Genomic DNA, 16,697 nt, shown 5'->3' with positions numbered 1-16,697 from the left:
ATTAATTTCTATATTTCTCTAATAAATAATTCAATTGTTCTAATTCTTCTGTAGTTAAATTATTAGCAAGAATATTTTCATGTTCTATAACAATAGGATCAAGTTTTTCCAATACTTCTAGGCCTTTTTCAGTAATGGTTATTTCCATTTTTCTTTTGTTAGTCGGACAAATATTTCTGATTACTAATTCTTTCAATAATAATTTATCTACCAAACGAGTTGTATTACTATTTTTAGAGATCATTCTTTCTTGGATAATGCTCATGTTAGCGGGTTTTCCTTTCTGACCTCTTAAAATTCGAAGCACATTATATTGTTCGCCAGATAAATCAAAAGGTTTTAATATTTCTAAAAATTTATCACTAACTACATTTCTTGTAAATGATAAATTCAATAATACTTTTTTTGCTAATGATAATTCAACGGTACTTTTTATTTCGTCTTCTATTTTCATAATAGTCCTTATTTGTAGGTACAAATGTATAACAATATTTTTATTTGTATATACAAATGTTATTAATTTTTTGTTAATTTTTTTAAATAGGGGATTTTAATGATTTTACTTTCAATAAGGTGTATGAAAAATAAATTTTTATATCTGAATTCTTGTTGTAAATTTGATGAAATTTTGAGAATATAAAATGGTTTGATATATAAGATAAATTAAAAACTATTTTGTAATTCTAACTATAAATTAAAGAATTGAATATGAATTTAGAACAAAAAGATTGGTGGGAAGGATTTTTAACAACTGAAGATGCTGTTATTTTAGATGTTAGAACAGAAGAGGAAGTTGCTAACGGAATTATTCCTGAAGCTATTAATATTGATATTTATAAAGGTCAAGGTTTTATATATCAAATAGAAGAACTTGATAAAAACAAAACATACTTTGTATATTGTTTAGCTGGCGGAAGAAGTGCTCAGGCTTGCGGTATCATGAAACAATTAGGTTTTGAAAAAGTGTACAACCTAGTTGGAGGAATATCTCAATGGGAAGGACCTGTTGAGAATTAATATCTTGTAAATACATGAAGAAGTTTAAAAACTCTTTTTTTTATATTTTTATAATAGTTGTTTTTTCATCTATTATTTATGGAATTATTTTAAGAGGTAAAACTCTTGAAGTTGGAAAAGTAACAAAAGAAGTAGTTGTTAAACATCACTATTTAAAAGAATTTATAGATTCTATCTTACATAATATTTTTCATCCTTTAGCAATTTTATTAGCTCAAATAGTTACAATTATATTTGTTGCTCGTTTTTTTGGATGGGTTTGTAGAAAAATAGGTCAACCAACAGTAATAGGAGAGATGTTGGCAGGAATTGCTTTAGGACCATCATTATTTGGTGCGTATTTTCCTGATGTATTTCCAATTTTATTCCCGAAAGAATCAATAGTAAACCTTAAATTTTTAAGCCAAATTGGTTTAATATTATTTATGTTTGTTGTTGGTATGGAATTAGATTTAAAAGTGCTTCGAACAAAAGTAAGAGAAGCTTTTATTATCAGTCATACTAGTATTATTGTATCTTATGCATTAGGATTAGGACTAGCAACATTTTTATATACTGAGTTTGCTCCTAAAAATGTACATTTTCTTTCTTTTGGATTATTTATGGGAGTAGCTATGAGTATAGCCGCATTCCCTGTTTTAGCTCGAATTGTTCAAGAAAGAGGATTACAAAAAACAAAAATTGGCGCATTGGTTATTACTTGTGCTGCAATTGACGATATAACTGCTTGGTGTTTATTAGCAGGAGTAATTGCAATTGTAAAAGCAGGAACTGTAGCTAGTTCATTGTATATAATAGCTATGGCAATTGCCTATATTGCAATTATGTTGTTTTTAGTTCGACCTTTTTTAAAACATATAGGTGAACTATACAATAGTGCAGAAAAAATTACTAAACCAGTAGTTGCTATATTCTTTTTAACACTTTTAATTTCATCTTATTTGACTGAAATTATTGGTATTCATGCTTTAGTTGGTGCATTTGTAGCTGGAGTAATTATGCCAGAAAACATGAAATTTAGAAATATTTTTATCGAAAAAGTTGAAGATGTTTCTTTAGTTATATTATTGCCATTGTTTTTTGTAGTTACGGGGTTAAATACTAAAATTGGTTTATTAAACAATGAATATCTTTGGAAAACTACAGGTATTATTGTTTTAGTAGCAGTTGGGGCAAAATTTTTAAGTAGTACCTTAACGGCTAAATTTGTGGGGCAAAATTGGCGTGATAGTTTAACTTTAGGTGCCTTAATGAACACACGTGGTTTGATGGAACTTATAGTTTTAAATATTGGTTTAGAATTAGGAGTTTTATCGCCTCAGATATTTGCCATGATGGTAATTATGGCTTTGGCTACAACTTTTATGACAGGTCCAGCTTTAAATTTGATTGATTTAATTTTCAAAAAACGTAAATCATTCGATATTCCGAGTCATGATAATTTAAATTATAAAGTTTTAGTTTCATTTGAAAATCCAGATGAAGGTAAGCCATTAATTAAAGTTGCTAATAATTTTATTAGTAATGAAGATGATAAACAGTCTATTACAGCTATGTATATTTCTTCAACTAATGAAATTAATCCGTATAAAATTGAAGAATACGAAAATGAAAGTTTTAAACCTATTTTAAAGGAAGCGAATAAGTTAAATCGTAAAGTGGAAACGCTTTTTAAAGCTTCTCGAGATATTGATTCTGATATTGTTGATGTAAGTAATAAAGGAGAATTCAATTTGGTATTAATCAATATTGGTTCATCTATATTTGAAGGAACGCTTTTAGGAAAAGTATTAGGAATTACTTCAAAAATTATTAATCCTGAAAATTTATTAAATACATTTACAGGTAAAGAAAACTTGTTTGAGTCGAATTATTTTGACGATAAAACACAAGCCATTATCAATAAAACAGAAGTTCCTTTAGGGATTTATGTTGATAAAGATTTAACTAAAACCGAAAACATTTCGGTCATTTTATTCAATAAAGAAGATCAGTTTTTGTTGAATTATGTAAAATTATTAAAGAAAAACTCTCAAGCTAAGATATCTATTTTTGATACCTATGAAGTAATGAACGAAGGAAATAAAATCACACATGAAAATGTAAAAGTGATTCATTCGTCTAAACTAGAGAAAGATTTCTTAAAAGAACAAGATTTATTAATCATGAGTATGGATAGTTGGAAAAAACTTATCGATACAAGAAGTGTTTGGTTAAACAATACACCATCACTTTTAATTATAAAACCATAATATGCTAGAAATAGGCGTTTATCATACCTTAAAAATTGACAGAGAAACTAAAGTAGGATTGTTTCTTGTAAATGAAAAAGACGAAGTATTACTTCCAAATAAATATGTTCCTGCTGATTTTAAAATTGGTGATGATATTACTGTTTTTGTTTATTTAGATCATGAAGAAAGACCAGTTGCTACAACTTTAAAACCTTATATTACTGTAAATAATTTTGGAGTATTGAAAGTTAATTACATTAATAAATTTGGTGCTTTTTTAGATTGGGGATTGGAAAAAGATTTGTTTGTTCCTTTTAAAGAACAAGCACGTCCAATGGAAAAAGACAAACGCTATGTTGTTCATTTATATAAAGACAGCAAAACAAATAGGTTAGTGGCTTCAAGTAAAATTAACCAGTTTTTAGATATTGAACCACTAGATGTTGAACCGAATCAGGAAGTTGATTTAATGGTTACTCATATTACCGATATTGGAATTAATGTAATTATTAATGGAAAATTTAAAGGTTTAGCTTATAAAAATGAAGTGTTTGACACTATTTCTCCAGGTTATAAAACGAAAGGTTATATTAAAACCATTCGTCCTGATGGAAAAATTGATGTGTCTTTCCGTAAATTAGGTTTTGAAGCAATTGACGATTCGGCACAACAAATATTAGATGCTTTAAAACAAAATGACGGTTCTTTAAAATTGAATGATAACAGTCATCCCGAAGAAATTAAATCGGTTTTAAAAATGAGTAAAAAAACATTCAAAAAAGCCATTGGAAGTTTATACAAACAAAAACTAATTGATATCAATAACGAAGGAATTCAATTGGTATAAATCATAAACAAAAACGTCCCGAACAATCGAGACGTTTTTTTTTATTTTAATTATTTTTTATTCGTAAATCTAAATTCGTATATCGTAAATCAAGATATTATTTTCCCCACTCACTCGGATTGCTATTCCAAGATTGTAAAGTCTCTAATTCTTCTTCAGAAACATATTGTTTTTCAACAGCTTTTGCAATTAAGTTTTCATAATTACTTAATGTGTAAACTTCAATATTTGCTGCTTCAATTTTTTCTTTAGAAATAGGAAAACCATATGTAAAAATAGCTGCCATTCCTTTTACTTCAGCGCCTTCATTACGTAAAGCTTCAACGGCTAATAAACTACTTCCACCTGTTGAAATTAAATCTTCTACTACAACTACTCGTTGCCCTTTTTGTAAAAATCCTTCAACCTGATTTTGTCTTCCGTGTTTTTTTGCTTCTGGACGAACATAAACAAAAGGTAATCCCATCGCTTCGGCAACTAAAATTCCGATACCAATGGCTCCTGTTGCTACTCCGGCAATAACATCTGGTCTACCAAATTTTTCTTCAATCTGTTTAACAAATTCATCTCTTACATAGTTTCTAACCGCTGGGAATGAAAGGATTATGCGGTTATCACAATAAATTGGACTTTTCCAGCCTGAAGCCCATGTAAAATGATTTTTAGAATTCAATTTAATTGCATTAATTTGTAAAAGCAATTCGGCTGTTTGTTGTGCTGTGTTGTTATTAAATATCATACTGCAAATGTATAAAGTTTTTGTCAACGAGAAACCACTTTTTCTAACAAATAAGTTCGAAAAGGAAACAAATTTTAGGATTTATTTATTGGAAACGGTAAATATAAGGAAAGTCATTTCAGAATTGTTTTTAAACAAAATTGAAAGCGCATACCTTTATCACCCAGATGAAAAGTTAATCATGAAGACTTTGAAATCTAAAATTCCCGTTGCGAAAGCTGGAGGCGGATTGGTATATAATACAAAAGGTGAAATCTTATTTATTTATCGAAATGGAAAATGGGATTTGCCAAAAGGTGGAATTGAAAAAAACGAAGCTATTGAAGATACAGCTGTTCGTGAAGTAGAAGAAGAAACAGGCGTAACAGGCTTAAAAATAACCGATAAACTTCCTAAAACCTACCATATTTTTAAAAGAAATGGTAGATATAAATTAAAAATTACCTATTGGTATAAAATGCAAACCGACTTCACTGGAGATACAGCTCCACAAGAAGATGAAGGAATTGAAAAAGCTGTTTGGTTAAAACCTTCAGAAGTAGAAGCAGCATTAGGTAATTCTTACGAAAACATTAAATTGTTGTTTGAAACTGAGAAAGTTTAACTCCATTAACAAGTCATTTACAAATAAATCAAAATAAATAATTTACATTTGTTCCAGAATTTGCATAAAAGCGAATATTAAATGAAGAAAATAAGTTTTAAATACATCTTTTTACTTTTAATTTCTATAGTTAGTTGTTTAGGTATTTACACTAAATCAATTCAGAATACGGGTAAAATATTTTCTCCATACCATGTTCAACATGCTGAATTCAATTCCGAAAGAAAACATCAATTATCACAATCATCTTTAGCTTATGAAGTTGAATATGAAAACTTTAATGTTTGTGAAACAGAAGTTGATGAAACCGATTCTGAATCTTCGTTAGACGATTCATTCTTTTCAAAATTTTTAGAAAATAATTTATCTATTAATCAATTACATTCTGTTAAAAACGGGTTGAAAGATTGCTTTTTCGATAATTATTTATCTTCTATTCATTCCTTTAACGTACTTTTTTGCGTTTATCGACTGTGATTTAATACTTAATTTTTAGAATTTAAATAGGATAATTTCCTATCACTCAAACGTATTCCAAAATTAATTATTAAATAAAAATATTATGGCTAAAAGAATTTTTATGCTGTTAAGTTTAACTAGTGCAATTGTATTAACTAGTTGTGGTCACAAAGAACATGAAAAACACGAAAACGCTACATTTTTAGCAACCAATCCAATTGTTAAAGATACAACTGTAACAAGAGATTATGTATCTCAAATTCAGTCGTTTCGCCATATTGAAGTAAGAGCTTTAGAAAAAGGTTATTTGCAAAAAATATTTGTAGATGAGGGACAATTTGTAAGAAAAGGTCAAATTTTGTTTCAAATTATGCCTAATCTGTATCAAGCAGAAATGCAAAGAGCAAAAGCAGAGGCTAGTTTTGCAAGAATTGAATATTTAAATACAAAAAAACTTGCTGAAAGTAATGTAGTTGCTCCTAATGAATTATTAATGGCAAAAGCTAAATTAGATAAAGCAAATGCCGAATTATCGTTAGCAAATGTACATTTAAAATTTACTGAAATCAGAGCGCCATTTGATGGTTATATCGACCGTTTCCAAGTAAAATTAGGAAGTTTAGTTGATGAAGGTGATTTATTAACTAATCTTTCTGATAATAGTAAAATGTGGGTATACTACAATGTTCCTGAAGCAGAATATTTAGATTTTAAAGAAAATCAAAATAAAGGGATTCATACAAACGTGAATCTTTTAATGGCAAATAATAAATATTTTGAATATCCTGGTGTGGTTGAAACTATTGAAGCTGATTTCAATAACGAAACCGGAAATATTTCTTTCAGAGCAACTTTCCCAAATCCGAAAGCCCTTTTACGCCATGGAGAAACAGGAAATATTCACATTACTTTACCTTATAAAAACGCGATGCTAATTCCACAAAAAGCAACGTTTGAAGTATTAGATAAAAAATATGTTTATGTTATCGATAAGAACAATGAAGTTAAATCTAGAGAAATTGTAATTGCAGCTGAATTACAACATCTATTCATTGTTAAATCTGGTTTACAAGAAACGGATAAAATTCTGTTAGAAGGAATTCGTTTAGTAAAAGAAAATGAAAAAGTTCATTTCAAATTAGAAAAACCAGAATACGTTATTTCTCACTTAGATCTTTACGCAGAGTAATCGAATAACTTAAATATAAAAAAACATGTTTAGTAAATTTATACATAGACCCGTTTTTGCGATAGTAATTTCGATTGTTATTGTTTTCATGGGTATACTTTCAATATTCAAATTGCCTACGTCGCAGTTTCCGGATATTGCACCAACTACAGTTAATATATTCATCGCTTATCCTGGATCAAGTGCGGATGTATTAGTAAAATCGACACTTATTACTTTAGAAAACTCAATCAATGGAGTAGAAGGTATGCGTTATATGGCTACCGATGCTACCAGTGCGGGTGAAGCAACTCTAAGAATTATTTTTGAACCTGGAACGGATCCGAATCAGGCTGTAATTAGAGTAAAAACTAGGGTCGACCAAGTTATGCCTCTTTTACCAGAATTAGTTCAACGTGAAGGAGTTGTAATTACGCCAATTCAGCCAAGTATGTTGATGTATGTTAACTTGTATGCAAAGGATAAAAGTATGGATGAAAAATTCTTGTACAATTATGCCAATGTAAAAATGTTACCAGAAATTAACCGTATTAAAGGTGTTGCTAGATCTCAAATTTTAGGAAGTAGAACGTATGCAATGCGTGTTTGGTTAAATCCGGAACGTATGAGAGCCTATAATGTTTCTACTAACGAAGTAATGGAAGCGTTACAAGAACAAAGTATTGTTGGGCGTCCTGGTCGTATCGGACAAAGTTCTGGTATTAAAGCACAATCTTTAGAATATGTATTAACCTACAAAGGAAGATATAGTGAGCCAGAGCAATATGAAAATGTAATTATTCGTGCAAATGCAAATGGTGAGATTCTTCGCTTAAAAGATATTGGTAAGGCCGAATTAGGAAGTGAATTCTTTGATATTTATTCTAATTTAGATGGTCATCCTTCTGCTTCAATCGTATTAAAACAAAATTATGGTAGTAATGCCAATGAAGTAATTGCAAAAGTAAAAGCAAAATTAGAGGAAATGAAAACAACTTTTCCTCCTGGTTTAGATTATAAAATAAGCTACGACGTTTCTAAATTCTTAGATGCATCGATAGAACAGGTTGTGCATACCCTACGTGACGCCTTTTTATTAGTAGCTTTAGTAGTATTCATCTTTCTTGGCGATTGGCGCTCTACGTTAATTCCAATTTTAGCGGTTCCTGTTTCCTTAATTGGAGCATTTTTTGTTATTCAGTTTTTCGGAATATCAATCAATTTAGTTACCCTTTTTGCCCTCGTATTAGCTATTGGAATTGTTGTCGACGATGCCATCGTTGTTGTAGAGGCCGTCCACGCCAAGTTTGACGAATTCCCCGATATTACTCCTTACAAAGCTGTTAAATTAGTATTAGGTGAAATTGGAGGAGCAATTATTGCAATTACTGCGGTAATGGTTTCGGTATTTATTCCTATTTCATTTATGTCTGGTCCGGTTGGAACGTTCTACCGTCAGTTCTCTATTACAATGGCGAGTTCAATTGTAATTTCGGCAATTATCGCTTTAACTTTAACCCCTGTTTTATGTGCGATGATGTTAAAAAACCATCATGCAAATCATGAACATAAACAAAATATATTAACTAAGTTTTTAGATAGTTTTAATCGTGTATTCGACAAATTGACAGGAAGATATATCGATTTACTTAAATCTATTGTTAGTAGAAGATGGTTAACATTTTTTGTTTTAATTGGATTCTGTATTGCAACGTTTTTTGTAAATAAGATTTTACCATCTGGATTTATTCCAAGTGAAGATCAAGGAACTATTTATGCTATTATTCAAACACCTCCTGGTTCAACATTAGAAACCACAAATGAGGTTTCTCAAAGACTTCAAAAAGTTTGTGAACATGTAGAAGGAGTAGAATCGGTTTCGTCTTTAGCGGGTTATGAAATTATGACGGAAGGTCGTGGTTCTAACGCGGGAACTTGTTTGATCAACTTAAAACCATGGTCGGATAGAGAACATAATGTTACCGAAATCATGGAAGAATTAGAAGAAAAATCGAAAAATTTAGGTGCTAAAATCGAATATTTCGAACCACCTGCAATTCCTGGTTTTGGTTCTTCTGGTGGATTTTCAATGCGTTTATTAGATAAGAGTACAACAGTTGATTATAAAGATTTCGATAAAATCAACAAGCAATTCATGGAGAATCTAGAAAAACGTAAAGAACTTTCTGGTTTATTCACATTCTTCGCTGCTAATTATCCTCAATACGAATTGGAAATTGATAACGAATTGGCCATGCAAAAAGGAGTTTCTATTGGTAAAGCCATGGAAAATCTAGATATTTTGATTGGTAGTACATACGAACAAGGATTTATTAAATTCGAACGTTTCTTTAAAGTATATGTTCAGTCTGATCCTAAATTTAGAAGATTACCATCTGACATTTTAAACTTATACATTAAAAACGATAGAGATGAAATGGTTCCGTATTCGGCTTTTATGAAATTAGTAAAAACGCAAGGACCAAATGAAATTACACGTTTCAACATGTATAATTCTGCTGCGATTCAAGGATTACCAGCAAAAGGCTATACTACTGCTGAAGCTATTGAAGCAGTTCAAGAAGTTGCTAAACAAACGTTGCCTAAAGGATACGACATCGCTTGGGAAGGATTATCATACGATGAAGCTAATAGAGGAAATGAATCAGTTTATATTTTCTTAATTGTATTAGCATTCGTTTATTTAGTATTAGCCGCTCAATACGAAAGTTTTATCATTCCTTTATCGGTAGTGTTTTCTTTACCAGTTGGAGTTTTCGGATCGTTCTTATTATTAAAAATGATGGGATTACAAAACGATATTTATGCACAAATTGGATTAATTATGCTAGTTGGACTTTTAGGTAAAAATGCCGTATTAATAGTAGAATTTGCCGTCCAGAAAAACCAAGAAGGGTTATCTATTTTAGAAGCAGCCATTGAAGGTGCAAAAGTACGTTTCCGTCCAATTTTAATGACATCTTTTGCCTTTATTGCGGGGTTAATTCCTTTAATGTTAGCAACAGGAGCTGGAGCCATTGGTAATAAAACGCTTGGTTCTGCAGCACTAGGCGGAATGTTGTTCGGAACGGTATTCGGAGTTATTATAGTTCCTGGATTATATTACATTTTTGGTTCGTTAGCTAACGGAAGAAAATTAATTAAAGATCAAGAATTTAACCCATTATCAGAAGATTTCAATTATTATGATAATAAAAATGAAAATGATGAAGATGAAACAAAGTAAAATAAATATTCTAATTGCTTTTGGATTGATTTTAATGTTGAATTCTTGCGGAATTCCTAAAGTAACAGTTCAAGAAAGTAAACTGACTTTACCTGAAAACTATAAAGGTTCAACCGCTGATAAAAATAGTGCTGGTAAGGTAAAATGGAAAGATTTTTTTGAAGATAAAAATTTACAAGTATTAATAGATTCGGCATTAGTAAATAATAAAGAATTGAACATATTAATGCAAAAAGTAAATATGGCTCAAAATGAAATTCAAGCTAGGAAAGGGGAATACCTTCCTAGCGTTGGATTTGGTGCTGGTGCTGATTTAGATAAAGTAGGAGAGTTTACCCGTAATGGAGCTGTGGAGAAAAATCTAAACATTCGTGAAGATGAAAAATTTCCAGAACCTTTAACAAACTACAAATTTGGATTATACAGTTCTTGGGAATTAGACGTTTGGAAAAAACTCCGTAATGCTAAAAAAGTTGCTGTAATGGAATACATGGCAACTCAAGAAGGTAAAAATTACTTGGTGACTAATTTAGTAGCTGAAGTGGCAAATTCTTATTACGAATTGATTGCTTTAGAAGCAGAATTAAAAACGATGGAACAAAATATAGAAGTGCAAAAAAACGCATTGAAAATTGTTCAATTATTGAAAGAATCTGCAAGAACAACTCAGTTAGCTGTTAAACGTTTTGAAGCGGAAGTTCAGAAAAATCAAAGTGAAATTTTTAATCTTAAACAAGAAATTGTTGAAACAGAGAATAAAATTAACTTTTTAGTTGGTAGAACTCCACAAAAGATTGTTCGAAATTCAGATAATTTCATTAATACTCAACCTAAATTAATGAGTATGGGATTACCATCTGAATTATTAGAAAACAGACCAGATATAAAACAAGCGCAATTAGAATTAGAAGCTGCAAAATTAAATATTAAAGTAGCTAAAGCTAATTTCTATCCTCAATTTGGTTTAAAAGCCGGAATTGGATATGAAGCTTTCAATCCTAAATATTTATTAAGTACACCAGAATCATTATTATATAATATGGTTGGAGAAGCTATTATGCCTTTAGTAAATAGAAATGCAATAAAAGCAGAATATAAAACGGCTTCAGCAAAACAAATTCAATTGGTTTACGAATACGAACAAACGGTTTTAAAAGCTTATACAGAAGTTGTAAATCAATTATCAAAAATAGACAACTTGCAAAATTCTTTTAAATTAAAGAATGATCAAGTTACAGCTTTAAATGAATCGATTGAAATTGCTAATCAATTATTCCTTTCTGCAAGAGCAGATTATATGGAAGTTTTATTAACACAACGCGATGCATTAGAAGCAAGAAGAGATTTAATTGAAACTAGAAAAAACCAAATGCTTAATGTAATTAATCTTTACAAAGCACTTGGTGGAGGTTGGAATTAATTAGAATTATTTTGAGTTATTATTAAAAAAAGTCATCTGAAAAGATGACTTTTTTGTTTTTTTAAAATGTAATTATGTTAGTATTTAAACCCCAAGCTTTATCTCTATAATATTGAATATGATCAATAACTTGTTTTATGGATTTAATTTTTGGTTTTCCCATACAGACGCCACACCAAAAATCTTTAATTGTAGTTTTATCAAAATTTATAAACACTATTCTAGCTCCTTGAGAAACTTCATAAACCATAATTAAATTATGTTTACTTTTTGCTAAAAATATTAATCTTCTTCCAGGCAAAATTTTATTTGTATCTATAATATCACTATCTTGATACTCTTCACCCGGATTTGCTATTGTAAATCCTCTTGTTAAACATTTTAATTGTTTTAAAACTTGCTTTGGTATTTTTTCTTTTTTATTGGTTACCTTGAATTTTTCTGTTTTCATTTTATCAAGAAAAAAATCTAGGTTTTCGTTTTTTAAAATTTTTTGTTCATCAATTTTAAAACCGCAATCGGTTTGCCCATAAATCAATATAGAATTTAAAAATATTATAATTAAAATTATTCTCTTCATAATATTGTATTTTTATAGTTTCAACTTCGTAAATCCCAAATCTAAAATCGTAAATCAATTCACTCTATAAACCGGATATTGCATAAACGCTTTTTCAAAGTATTTAGAATGTTTGTATACCCAATACAATTGATCGCCCCCGTTTTCAGCAAAAGCTTTGTCGGATTGTTTTTTAGCTTCAAATTCTTGTTTTAATGTTGGGTTTTCAGCTAAAATTTGTGTTGCCATATCTTCAAATACATAAGCAGAATATCCTTCTTTTTGTTGTAATATTGTATCGAAGAAATTCCAATTAAAAAACGAATCAACAGCTTCTGGTTCTAAGGTTTCTACTAAATATTTTACACTTGTTTGATTTGTATTGTACACATAATCTCCTTTAAAAAATTTTACCTTTTGAATTGATTTTGAAATCTTAGTATTATAATGTCCGTAATGACCTTCATAAGGTGATTTAGAAGTTTGATAACTTTCAATTTTATAAGATTCTATCTCAATTATGGTGTCTTTTTGAAGTTGTGTATAAGCGATTCCATTTAATTTTAAAATATCTAAAACTTGCCATTGCGATTGCGGTATGATATATGCTTTCGGAATCGTAACAAATTGGGTTGGTTTATAGTTTCCGTAAAAAGGTATTTTCTTGGTAAAAGGCTTACTTCTGTCGTAATACAATCTGTTTTTTCCAGAAATATCACTTGGTTTATAGCCGCCTTCATATCCTTTAAAATCAATATAAGAGACTTTTGTAGAATCTAATGCCCATTGCAATGGATATTGTTTTCCTGGAGTAAATTCTTCAATAGCAACATTTCGCATTTGTTTAATTTTTTCCCAATTCGCATCCGCAAAATTAATGGTACTAACCATAAATTCATACGTAACGTGAACTCTGTCTTTATACGCTTTTAACATATGTGTTTCAGGAACAAATCCTAAAGTATGAAATAATGTTGTATAGCCAGTTGCGTATCTTGGAGTATCCGTAAACTGTTCAAAACCTTTATCTGGCGTTGTACTATGCACATTTACATAAGGAACAACGTCTATCTTTTTCTTATTCATATCTTTCACAATCGAAGGATATAATTCATTTTTAAAGTAATTTCCAAGCGTAGAACCTAATTTTTCATGTTGAGTGGCTATACAAGTAAAAGTATATTGGTAATCGGCACCATTAGAAACATGATTGTCTAAAAAAATATCTGGATTTAATTCAGTAAATAGTTTTTGAAAACTTCTTGAATTTTTAGTGTCCGATTTTATGAAGTCACGATTTAAATCATAATTTCTTCCATTTCCTCTAAAACCGTATTCCTCTGGACCGTTTTGATTGGCTCTTGAACTTGAATTTCGATTCAACATTCCACCAATATTATACACTGGTATAGCTGCAATTAAAGTATTTTTAGGTGTTTTGATTTTACCTGATGCTAAATCGCGCATTAACATCATGGTTGCGTCAATTCCGTCTGGTTCTCCAGGATGAATTCCGTTATTTATTAATAGGACAGTCTTTTTTGTAGTATTTAAAAATACATTATCACTCGAATAAAAAACAAGATGTAAGGGTTTTCCACTATCTGTCAAACCTTGTTCAATCATTAATATTGAAGCATATTTTTTATCTAATTCCTGATAAAATTCAATACATTCTTCATAAGTGGTGGATTGATTTTTATTACCTTTTTCGAAAGGTGTTAGCAAGTTATTTTGTGCGTCTACAAATATTGAAGTAAACAAGAATAGAAGAATTAATCGCATAATTAGTTGTTTGAATCTCAAAAGTAAGGATTTTAAATATCAATTTCAAAACTCGTCGCAAAGTATAATTGAACATTGACAAATTGAAAATCGGCAAATTAAATCTACCTTTGCCACATGAACAGAAATCCACATTCCACTAATTTACTTTTAAATCTTGGTATTGAAAGTTTAAATGAAATGCAAGAAGTTGCAGAATCAACTATATTAAATGATGCTAATGTATTATTGTTATCACCAACAGGTTCTGGTAAAACGCTAGCTTTTTTATTACCCATTTTTCAATTATTAGACGAAGAAATTAATGGTGTGCAATGTTTAATTTTAGTCCCTTCTCGTGAATTAGGCTTGCAAATTGAGCAAGTTTGGAAAAAAATGGGTACCAATTACAAAGTCAATATTTGTTATGGCGGCCATTCTATAGATACTGAAATAAAGAATTTAAGCAATCCTCCAGCCATTATAATTGGAACTCCTGGAAGAATTGCGGATCATTTAGATAGAGGAACATTTAAAGTTGATACTATAAAAACTTTGGTTTTAGATGAGTTTGATAAATCTTTACAATTAGGTTTTCATGAAGAAATGTCGTTCATTATCAAAAGATTACCAAAATTAAACAAGCGAATTTTAGTTTCTGCGACTTCCGGAATTGAAATTCCAAAATATACAAATGTTGTTAATCCGACTGTTTTAGATTTTATTCAAGAAGAAGAAAAGAATTCTAATTTATCAATGAAATTAGTACCTTCAAGAGAAAAAGATAAAATCCATACACTATTTCAATTGGTTTGTTCTTTAAAATCGGAAGCGGCCATTATATTTTGTAACCATAGAGATGCTGTTGAACGAATTTCAGATTATTTATCGGAAAAAGGAATTTTCGCCACGTTTTATCATGGTGGTATGGACCAAGAAGAGCGGGAGCGAGCTTTAATTCAGTTTAGAAATGGAAGTATTAGTTATTTAGTTACTACAGATTTAGCAGCTCGTGGTTTGGATATACCGGAAATGAAACACGTAATTCATTATCATTTACCATTAAAAGAAGAAGAATTTACGCATAGAAATGGTAGAACAGCCAGAATGCAAGCAAGCGGAACAGCATATATCTTATTTCACGAAAGTGAAAAGAAAGCTGAATATTTAGATTATGAAATATCTAAATTAAATGTTTCTGAGGTTAAAGCATTACCAAAACCGCCAGAATTTCAAACGATTTATATTAGTGGCGGAAAGAAAAATAAAGTTAGTAAAATGGATATTGTTGGTTTTTTCTTCCAAAAAGGGAAATTAGAAAAAGGCGATATTGGAATCATTGAAGTTAAAGATTTTATTTCATTCGTAGCGGTTAAATATAATAAAATCAATGATTTACTAAAAAATATTAAAGACGAAAAAATGAAAGGCAAGAAGTATAAAATTGCCGTTGCGAGAAATGTCATTAAAAAAGAAATTGAGTAATTTATGTTGGAAAATAAGTGTCCTTTATGTAATAATGATGCGAAATTGTTTTGCGAAAAAGTAAATCATATTTTTTATGAATGTACTAATTGTAAAGGAATTTTTCGCCCTAAAGAAACTTATTTAAGTGCAGTTGAAGAAAAAGAACATTATGAAAAACATATTAACGATGTAAATGATGTTCGATATCAAAACTTTGTATCACCGATTGTAAATGAAATTTTAAAAGATTTTTCTTCATCTGATATTGGATTAGATTTTGGCAGTGGAACCGGACCAGTAATTGCTAAAATGCTTACTGATAAAGGATTTCAGGTTTCAAATTACGACTTGTATTTTGCAAATGACTTGACTTTACTAGAGAAAAAATACAATTATGTTAGTTGTTGCGAAGTCATGGAACATTTTAAAAATCCGTTGCAAGAATTTCAATTACTAAGAAATTTATTAGTACCAAAAGGAAAATTATACTGTAAAACCAACGTGTTTCAAAATCAGAAACCATTTGAAAATTGGTATTATAAAGACGACCCAACACATGTTTTTATTTATCAAAAAGAAACTTTGGATTGGATACAAAAAAACCTTCATTTTCAGAAGGTTAAAATTTATAGTGATGTGATTGTTTTTGAAAGTTAATTACAACTTACTCGGAACCGAATTAGGAACAAAATCTGAAGCATCACCACCGTTACGTAATACGTCTCGTACAATACTTGAAGAAATATAAGAAGTATTTGCTGCAGTTAATAAAAACACTGTTTCTATTTTAGATAAACGTCTGTTCGTGTGAGCGATAGCTTTTTCAAATTCGAAATCAGCTGGATTTCTTAAACCTCTAAGGATAAATTGCGCATCTTCTTTTTTACACAAATCGATAGTTAAACCGGCATAAGTTATTACACGAACTTTTGGTTCGTCTTTAAAAGCTTCTTCAATAAAACGTTTTCTGTCTTCTAGAGAAAACATATATTTTTTTTCGGCATTTACACCAATAGCAACAATGACTTCATCAAATAATGAAACACCACGCTTAATTATATCATAATGTCCGTTTGTTATTGGATCAAATGAACCTGGAAATATTGCTCTTCTCATTGTTTTTATGTTTATTGTTAATGGTTGATTGTTTATTGTTTGAAGTTTTTAATAAA

General features: G+C 29.8%; 15 protein-coding genes. 10 read left to right on the top strand and 5 right to left on the bottom strand.

The window, feature by feature from the left end:
• Window position 1: 1 nt before the first annotated feature.
• The gene (locus BMY86_RS03480) at window positions 2–454 is read right to left on the bottom strand and encodes a MarR family winged helix-turn-helix transcriptional regulator (RefSeq protein ID WP_091465206.1); all 453 of its coding nucleotides are present in this window, start codon (window positions 452–454) and stop codon (window positions 2–4) included.
• Between the two features lie 254 nt (window positions 455–708).
• Here BMY86_RS03480 and BMY86_RS03475 point away from each other — a divergent pair, with 254 nt between their 5' ends.
• From BMY86_RS03475 to BMY86_RS03465, 3 genes are read left to right on the top strand one after another with little or no spacing between them, the layout of a single operon-like run.
• Complete coding sequence (locus BMY86_RS03475) at window positions 709–1,017, top strand: rhodanese-like domain-containing protein (protein ID WP_091465204.1); 309 nt, start codon at window positions 709–711, stop codon at window positions 1,015–1,017.
• A gap of 14 nt (window positions 1,018–1,031) precedes the next feature.
• Window positions 1,032–3,269, top strand: coding sequence for a cation:proton antiporter (locus tag BMY86_RS03470; RefSeq protein WP_091465202.1), 2,238 nt, complete (start codon window positions 1,032–1,034; stop codon window positions 3,267–3,269).
• Between the two features lies 1 nt (window position 3,270).
• Window positions 3,271–4,098 carry a CvfB family protein gene (locus BMY86_RS03465; protein WP_091465199.1) on the top strand — a complete coding sequence of 276 codons (828 nt, stop codon included), beginning with the start codon at window positions 3,271–3,273 and terminating at the stop codon, window positions 4,096–4,098.
• Between the two features lie 97 nt (window positions 4,099–4,195).
• On the opposite strand, the gene pyrE is transcribed toward BMY86_RS03465, so the two are convergent.
• Window positions 4,196–4,837, bottom strand: a complete 642-nt coding sequence (pyrE, locus tag BMY86_RS03460; RefSeq protein WP_091465197.1) for an orotate phosphoribosyltransferase — start codon at window positions 4,835–4,837, stop codon at window positions 4,196–4,198.
• Window positions 4,838–4,844: 7 nt separating this feature from the next.
• On the opposite strand from pyrE, the gene BMY86_RS03455 reads away from it, so the two are divergent.
• From BMY86_RS03455 to BMY86_RS03435, 5 genes are all read left to right on the top strand, one after another.
• On the top strand, window positions 4,845–5,441 hold the full coding sequence (locus tag BMY86_RS03455; protein WP_091465609.1) for an NUDIX hydrolase: 597 nt from the start codon (window positions 4,845–4,847) through the stop codon (window positions 5,439–5,441).
• Between the two features lie 81 nt (window positions 5,442–5,522).
• Window positions 5,523–5,918 (top strand): hypothetical protein, encoded by a 396-nt coding sequence (locus BMY86_RS03450; RefSeq protein WP_091465195.1) that lies wholly within the window; start codon window positions 5,523–5,525, stop codon window positions 5,916–5,918.
• 85 nt (window positions 5,919–6,003) lie between these two features.
• Window positions 6,004–7,089 (top strand): efflux RND transporter periplasmic adaptor subunit, encoded by a 1,086-nt coding sequence (locus BMY86_RS03445; protein ID WP_091465192.1) that lies wholly within the window; start codon window positions 6,004–6,006, stop codon window positions 7,087–7,089.
• 25 nt (window positions 7,090–7,114) lie between these two features.
• On the top strand, window positions 7,115–10,315 hold the full coding sequence (locus BMY86_RS03440; protein WP_091465190.1) for an efflux RND transporter permease subunit: 3,201 nt from the start codon (window positions 7,115–7,117) through the stop codon (window positions 10,313–10,315).
• Window positions 10,302–11,735, top strand: a complete 1,434-nt coding sequence (locus BMY86_RS03435; protein WP_091465606.1) for a TolC family protein — start codon at window positions 10,302–10,304, stop codon at window positions 11,733–11,735. The genes BMY86_RS03440 and BMY86_RS03435 overlap by 14 nt, the downstream gene beginning before the upstream one ends.
• 61 nt (window positions 11,736–11,796) lie before the next feature.
• Here BMY86_RS03435 and BMY86_RS03430 read toward each other — a convergent pair whose 3' ends face one another.
• Window positions 11,797–12,315, bottom strand: coding sequence for a hypothetical protein (locus BMY86_RS03430; RefSeq protein WP_091465187.1), 519 nt, complete (start codon window positions 12,313–12,315; stop codon window positions 11,797–11,799).
• A gap of 54 nt (window positions 12,316–12,369) precedes the next feature.
• Window positions 12,370–14,079, bottom strand: a complete 1,710-nt coding sequence (locus BMY86_RS03425) for a M14 family metallopeptidase (protein ID WP_091465184.1) — start codon at window positions 14,077–14,079, stop codon at window positions 12,370–12,372.
• A 117-nt stretch (window positions 14,080–14,196) separates the two neighbouring features.
• Here BMY86_RS03425 and BMY86_RS03420 point away from each other — a divergent pair, with 117 nt between their 5' ends.
• Both BMY86_RS03420 and BMY86_RS03415 read left to right on the top strand, forming a co-directional pair.
• A complete protein-coding gene (locus BMY86_RS03420; RefSeq protein ID WP_091465181.1) occupies window positions 14,197–15,543 on the top strand; it encodes a DEAD/DEAH box helicase in 1,347 nt (448 codons plus the stop codon).
• Window positions 15,544–15,546: 3 nt separating this feature from the next.
• Window positions 15,547–16,182, top strand: coding sequence for a class I SAM-dependent methyltransferase (locus BMY86_RS03415; RefSeq protein WP_245745592.1), 636 nt, complete (start codon window positions 15,547–15,549; stop codon window positions 16,180–16,182).
• Here BMY86_RS03415 and coaD read toward each other — a convergent pair whose 3' ends face one another.
• A complete protein-coding gene (coaD, locus tag BMY86_RS03410; protein ID WP_091465179.1) occupies window positions 16,183–16,641 on the bottom strand; it encodes a pantetheine-phosphate adenylyltransferase in 459 nt (152 codons plus the stop codon).
• Window positions 16,642–16,697: the final 56 nt, after the last annotated feature.

Source organism: Flavobacterium urocaniciphilum (assembly GCF_900110615.1).
Lineage (GTDB): Bacteria > Bacteroidota > Bacteroidia > Flavobacteriales > Flavobacteriaceae > Flavobacterium > Flavobacterium urocaniciphilum.
Note: the sequence above shows the minus strand (reverse complement) of the source record. Positions and strands in the feature narration are given on the sequence as shown.

Coding starts and splice junctions, on each gene's coding strand:
- BMY86_RS03435 (WP_091465606.1), top strand. CDS start 10,302: ATGAAACAAAGTAAAATAAATATTCTAATTGCTTTTGGATTGATTTTA.
- coaD (WP_091465179.1), bottom strand. CDS start 16,641: ATGAGAAGAGCAATATTTCCAGGTTCATTTGATCCAATAACAAACGGA.
- BMY86_RS03470 (WP_091465202.1), top strand. CDS start 1,032: ATGAAGAAGTTTAAAAACTCTTTTTTTTATATTTTTATAATAGTTGTT.
- BMY86_RS03465 (WP_091465199.1), top strand. CDS start 3,271: ATGCTAGAAATAGGCGTTTATCATACCTTAAAAATTGACAGAGAAACT.
- BMY86_RS03450 (WP_091465195.1), top strand. CDS start 5,523: ATGAAGAAAATAAGTTTTAAATACATCTTTTTACTTTTAATTTCTATA.
- BMY86_RS03425 (WP_091465184.1), bottom strand. CDS start 14,079: ATGCGATTAATTCTTCTATTCTTGTTTACTTCAATATTTGTAGACGCA.
- BMY86_RS03440 (WP_091465190.1), top strand. CDS start 7,115: ATGTTTAGTAAATTTATACATAGACCCGTTTTTGCGATAGTAATTTCG.
- BMY86_RS03420 (WP_091465181.1), top strand. CDS start 14,197: ATGAACAGAAATCCACATTCCACTAATTTACTTTTAAATCTTGGTATT.
- BMY86_RS03445 (WP_091465192.1), top strand. CDS start 6,004: ATGGCTAAAAGAATTTTTATGCTGTTAAGTTTAACTAGTGCAATTGTA.
- BMY86_RS03480 (WP_091465206.1), bottom strand. CDS start 454: ATGAAAATAGAAGACGAAATAAAAAGTACCGTTGAATTATCATTAGCA.
- BMY86_RS03415 (WP_245745592.1), top strand. CDS start 15,547: ATGTTGGAAAATAAGTGTCCTTTATGTAATAATGATGCGAAATTGTTT.
- BMY86_RS03455 (WP_091465609.1), top strand. CDS start 4,845: ATGTATAAAGTTTTTGTCAACGAGAAACCACTTTTTCTAACAAATAAG.
- pyrE (WP_091465197.1), bottom strand. CDS start 4,837: ATGATATTTAATAACAACACAGCACAACAAACAGCCGAATTGCTTTTA.
- BMY86_RS03430 (WP_091465187.1), bottom strand. CDS start 12,315: ATGAAGAGAATAATTTTAATTATAATATTTTTAAATTCTATATTGATT.
- BMY86_RS03475 (WP_091465204.1), top strand. CDS start 709: ATGAATTTAGAACAAAAAGATTGGTGGGAAGGATTTTTAACAACTGAA.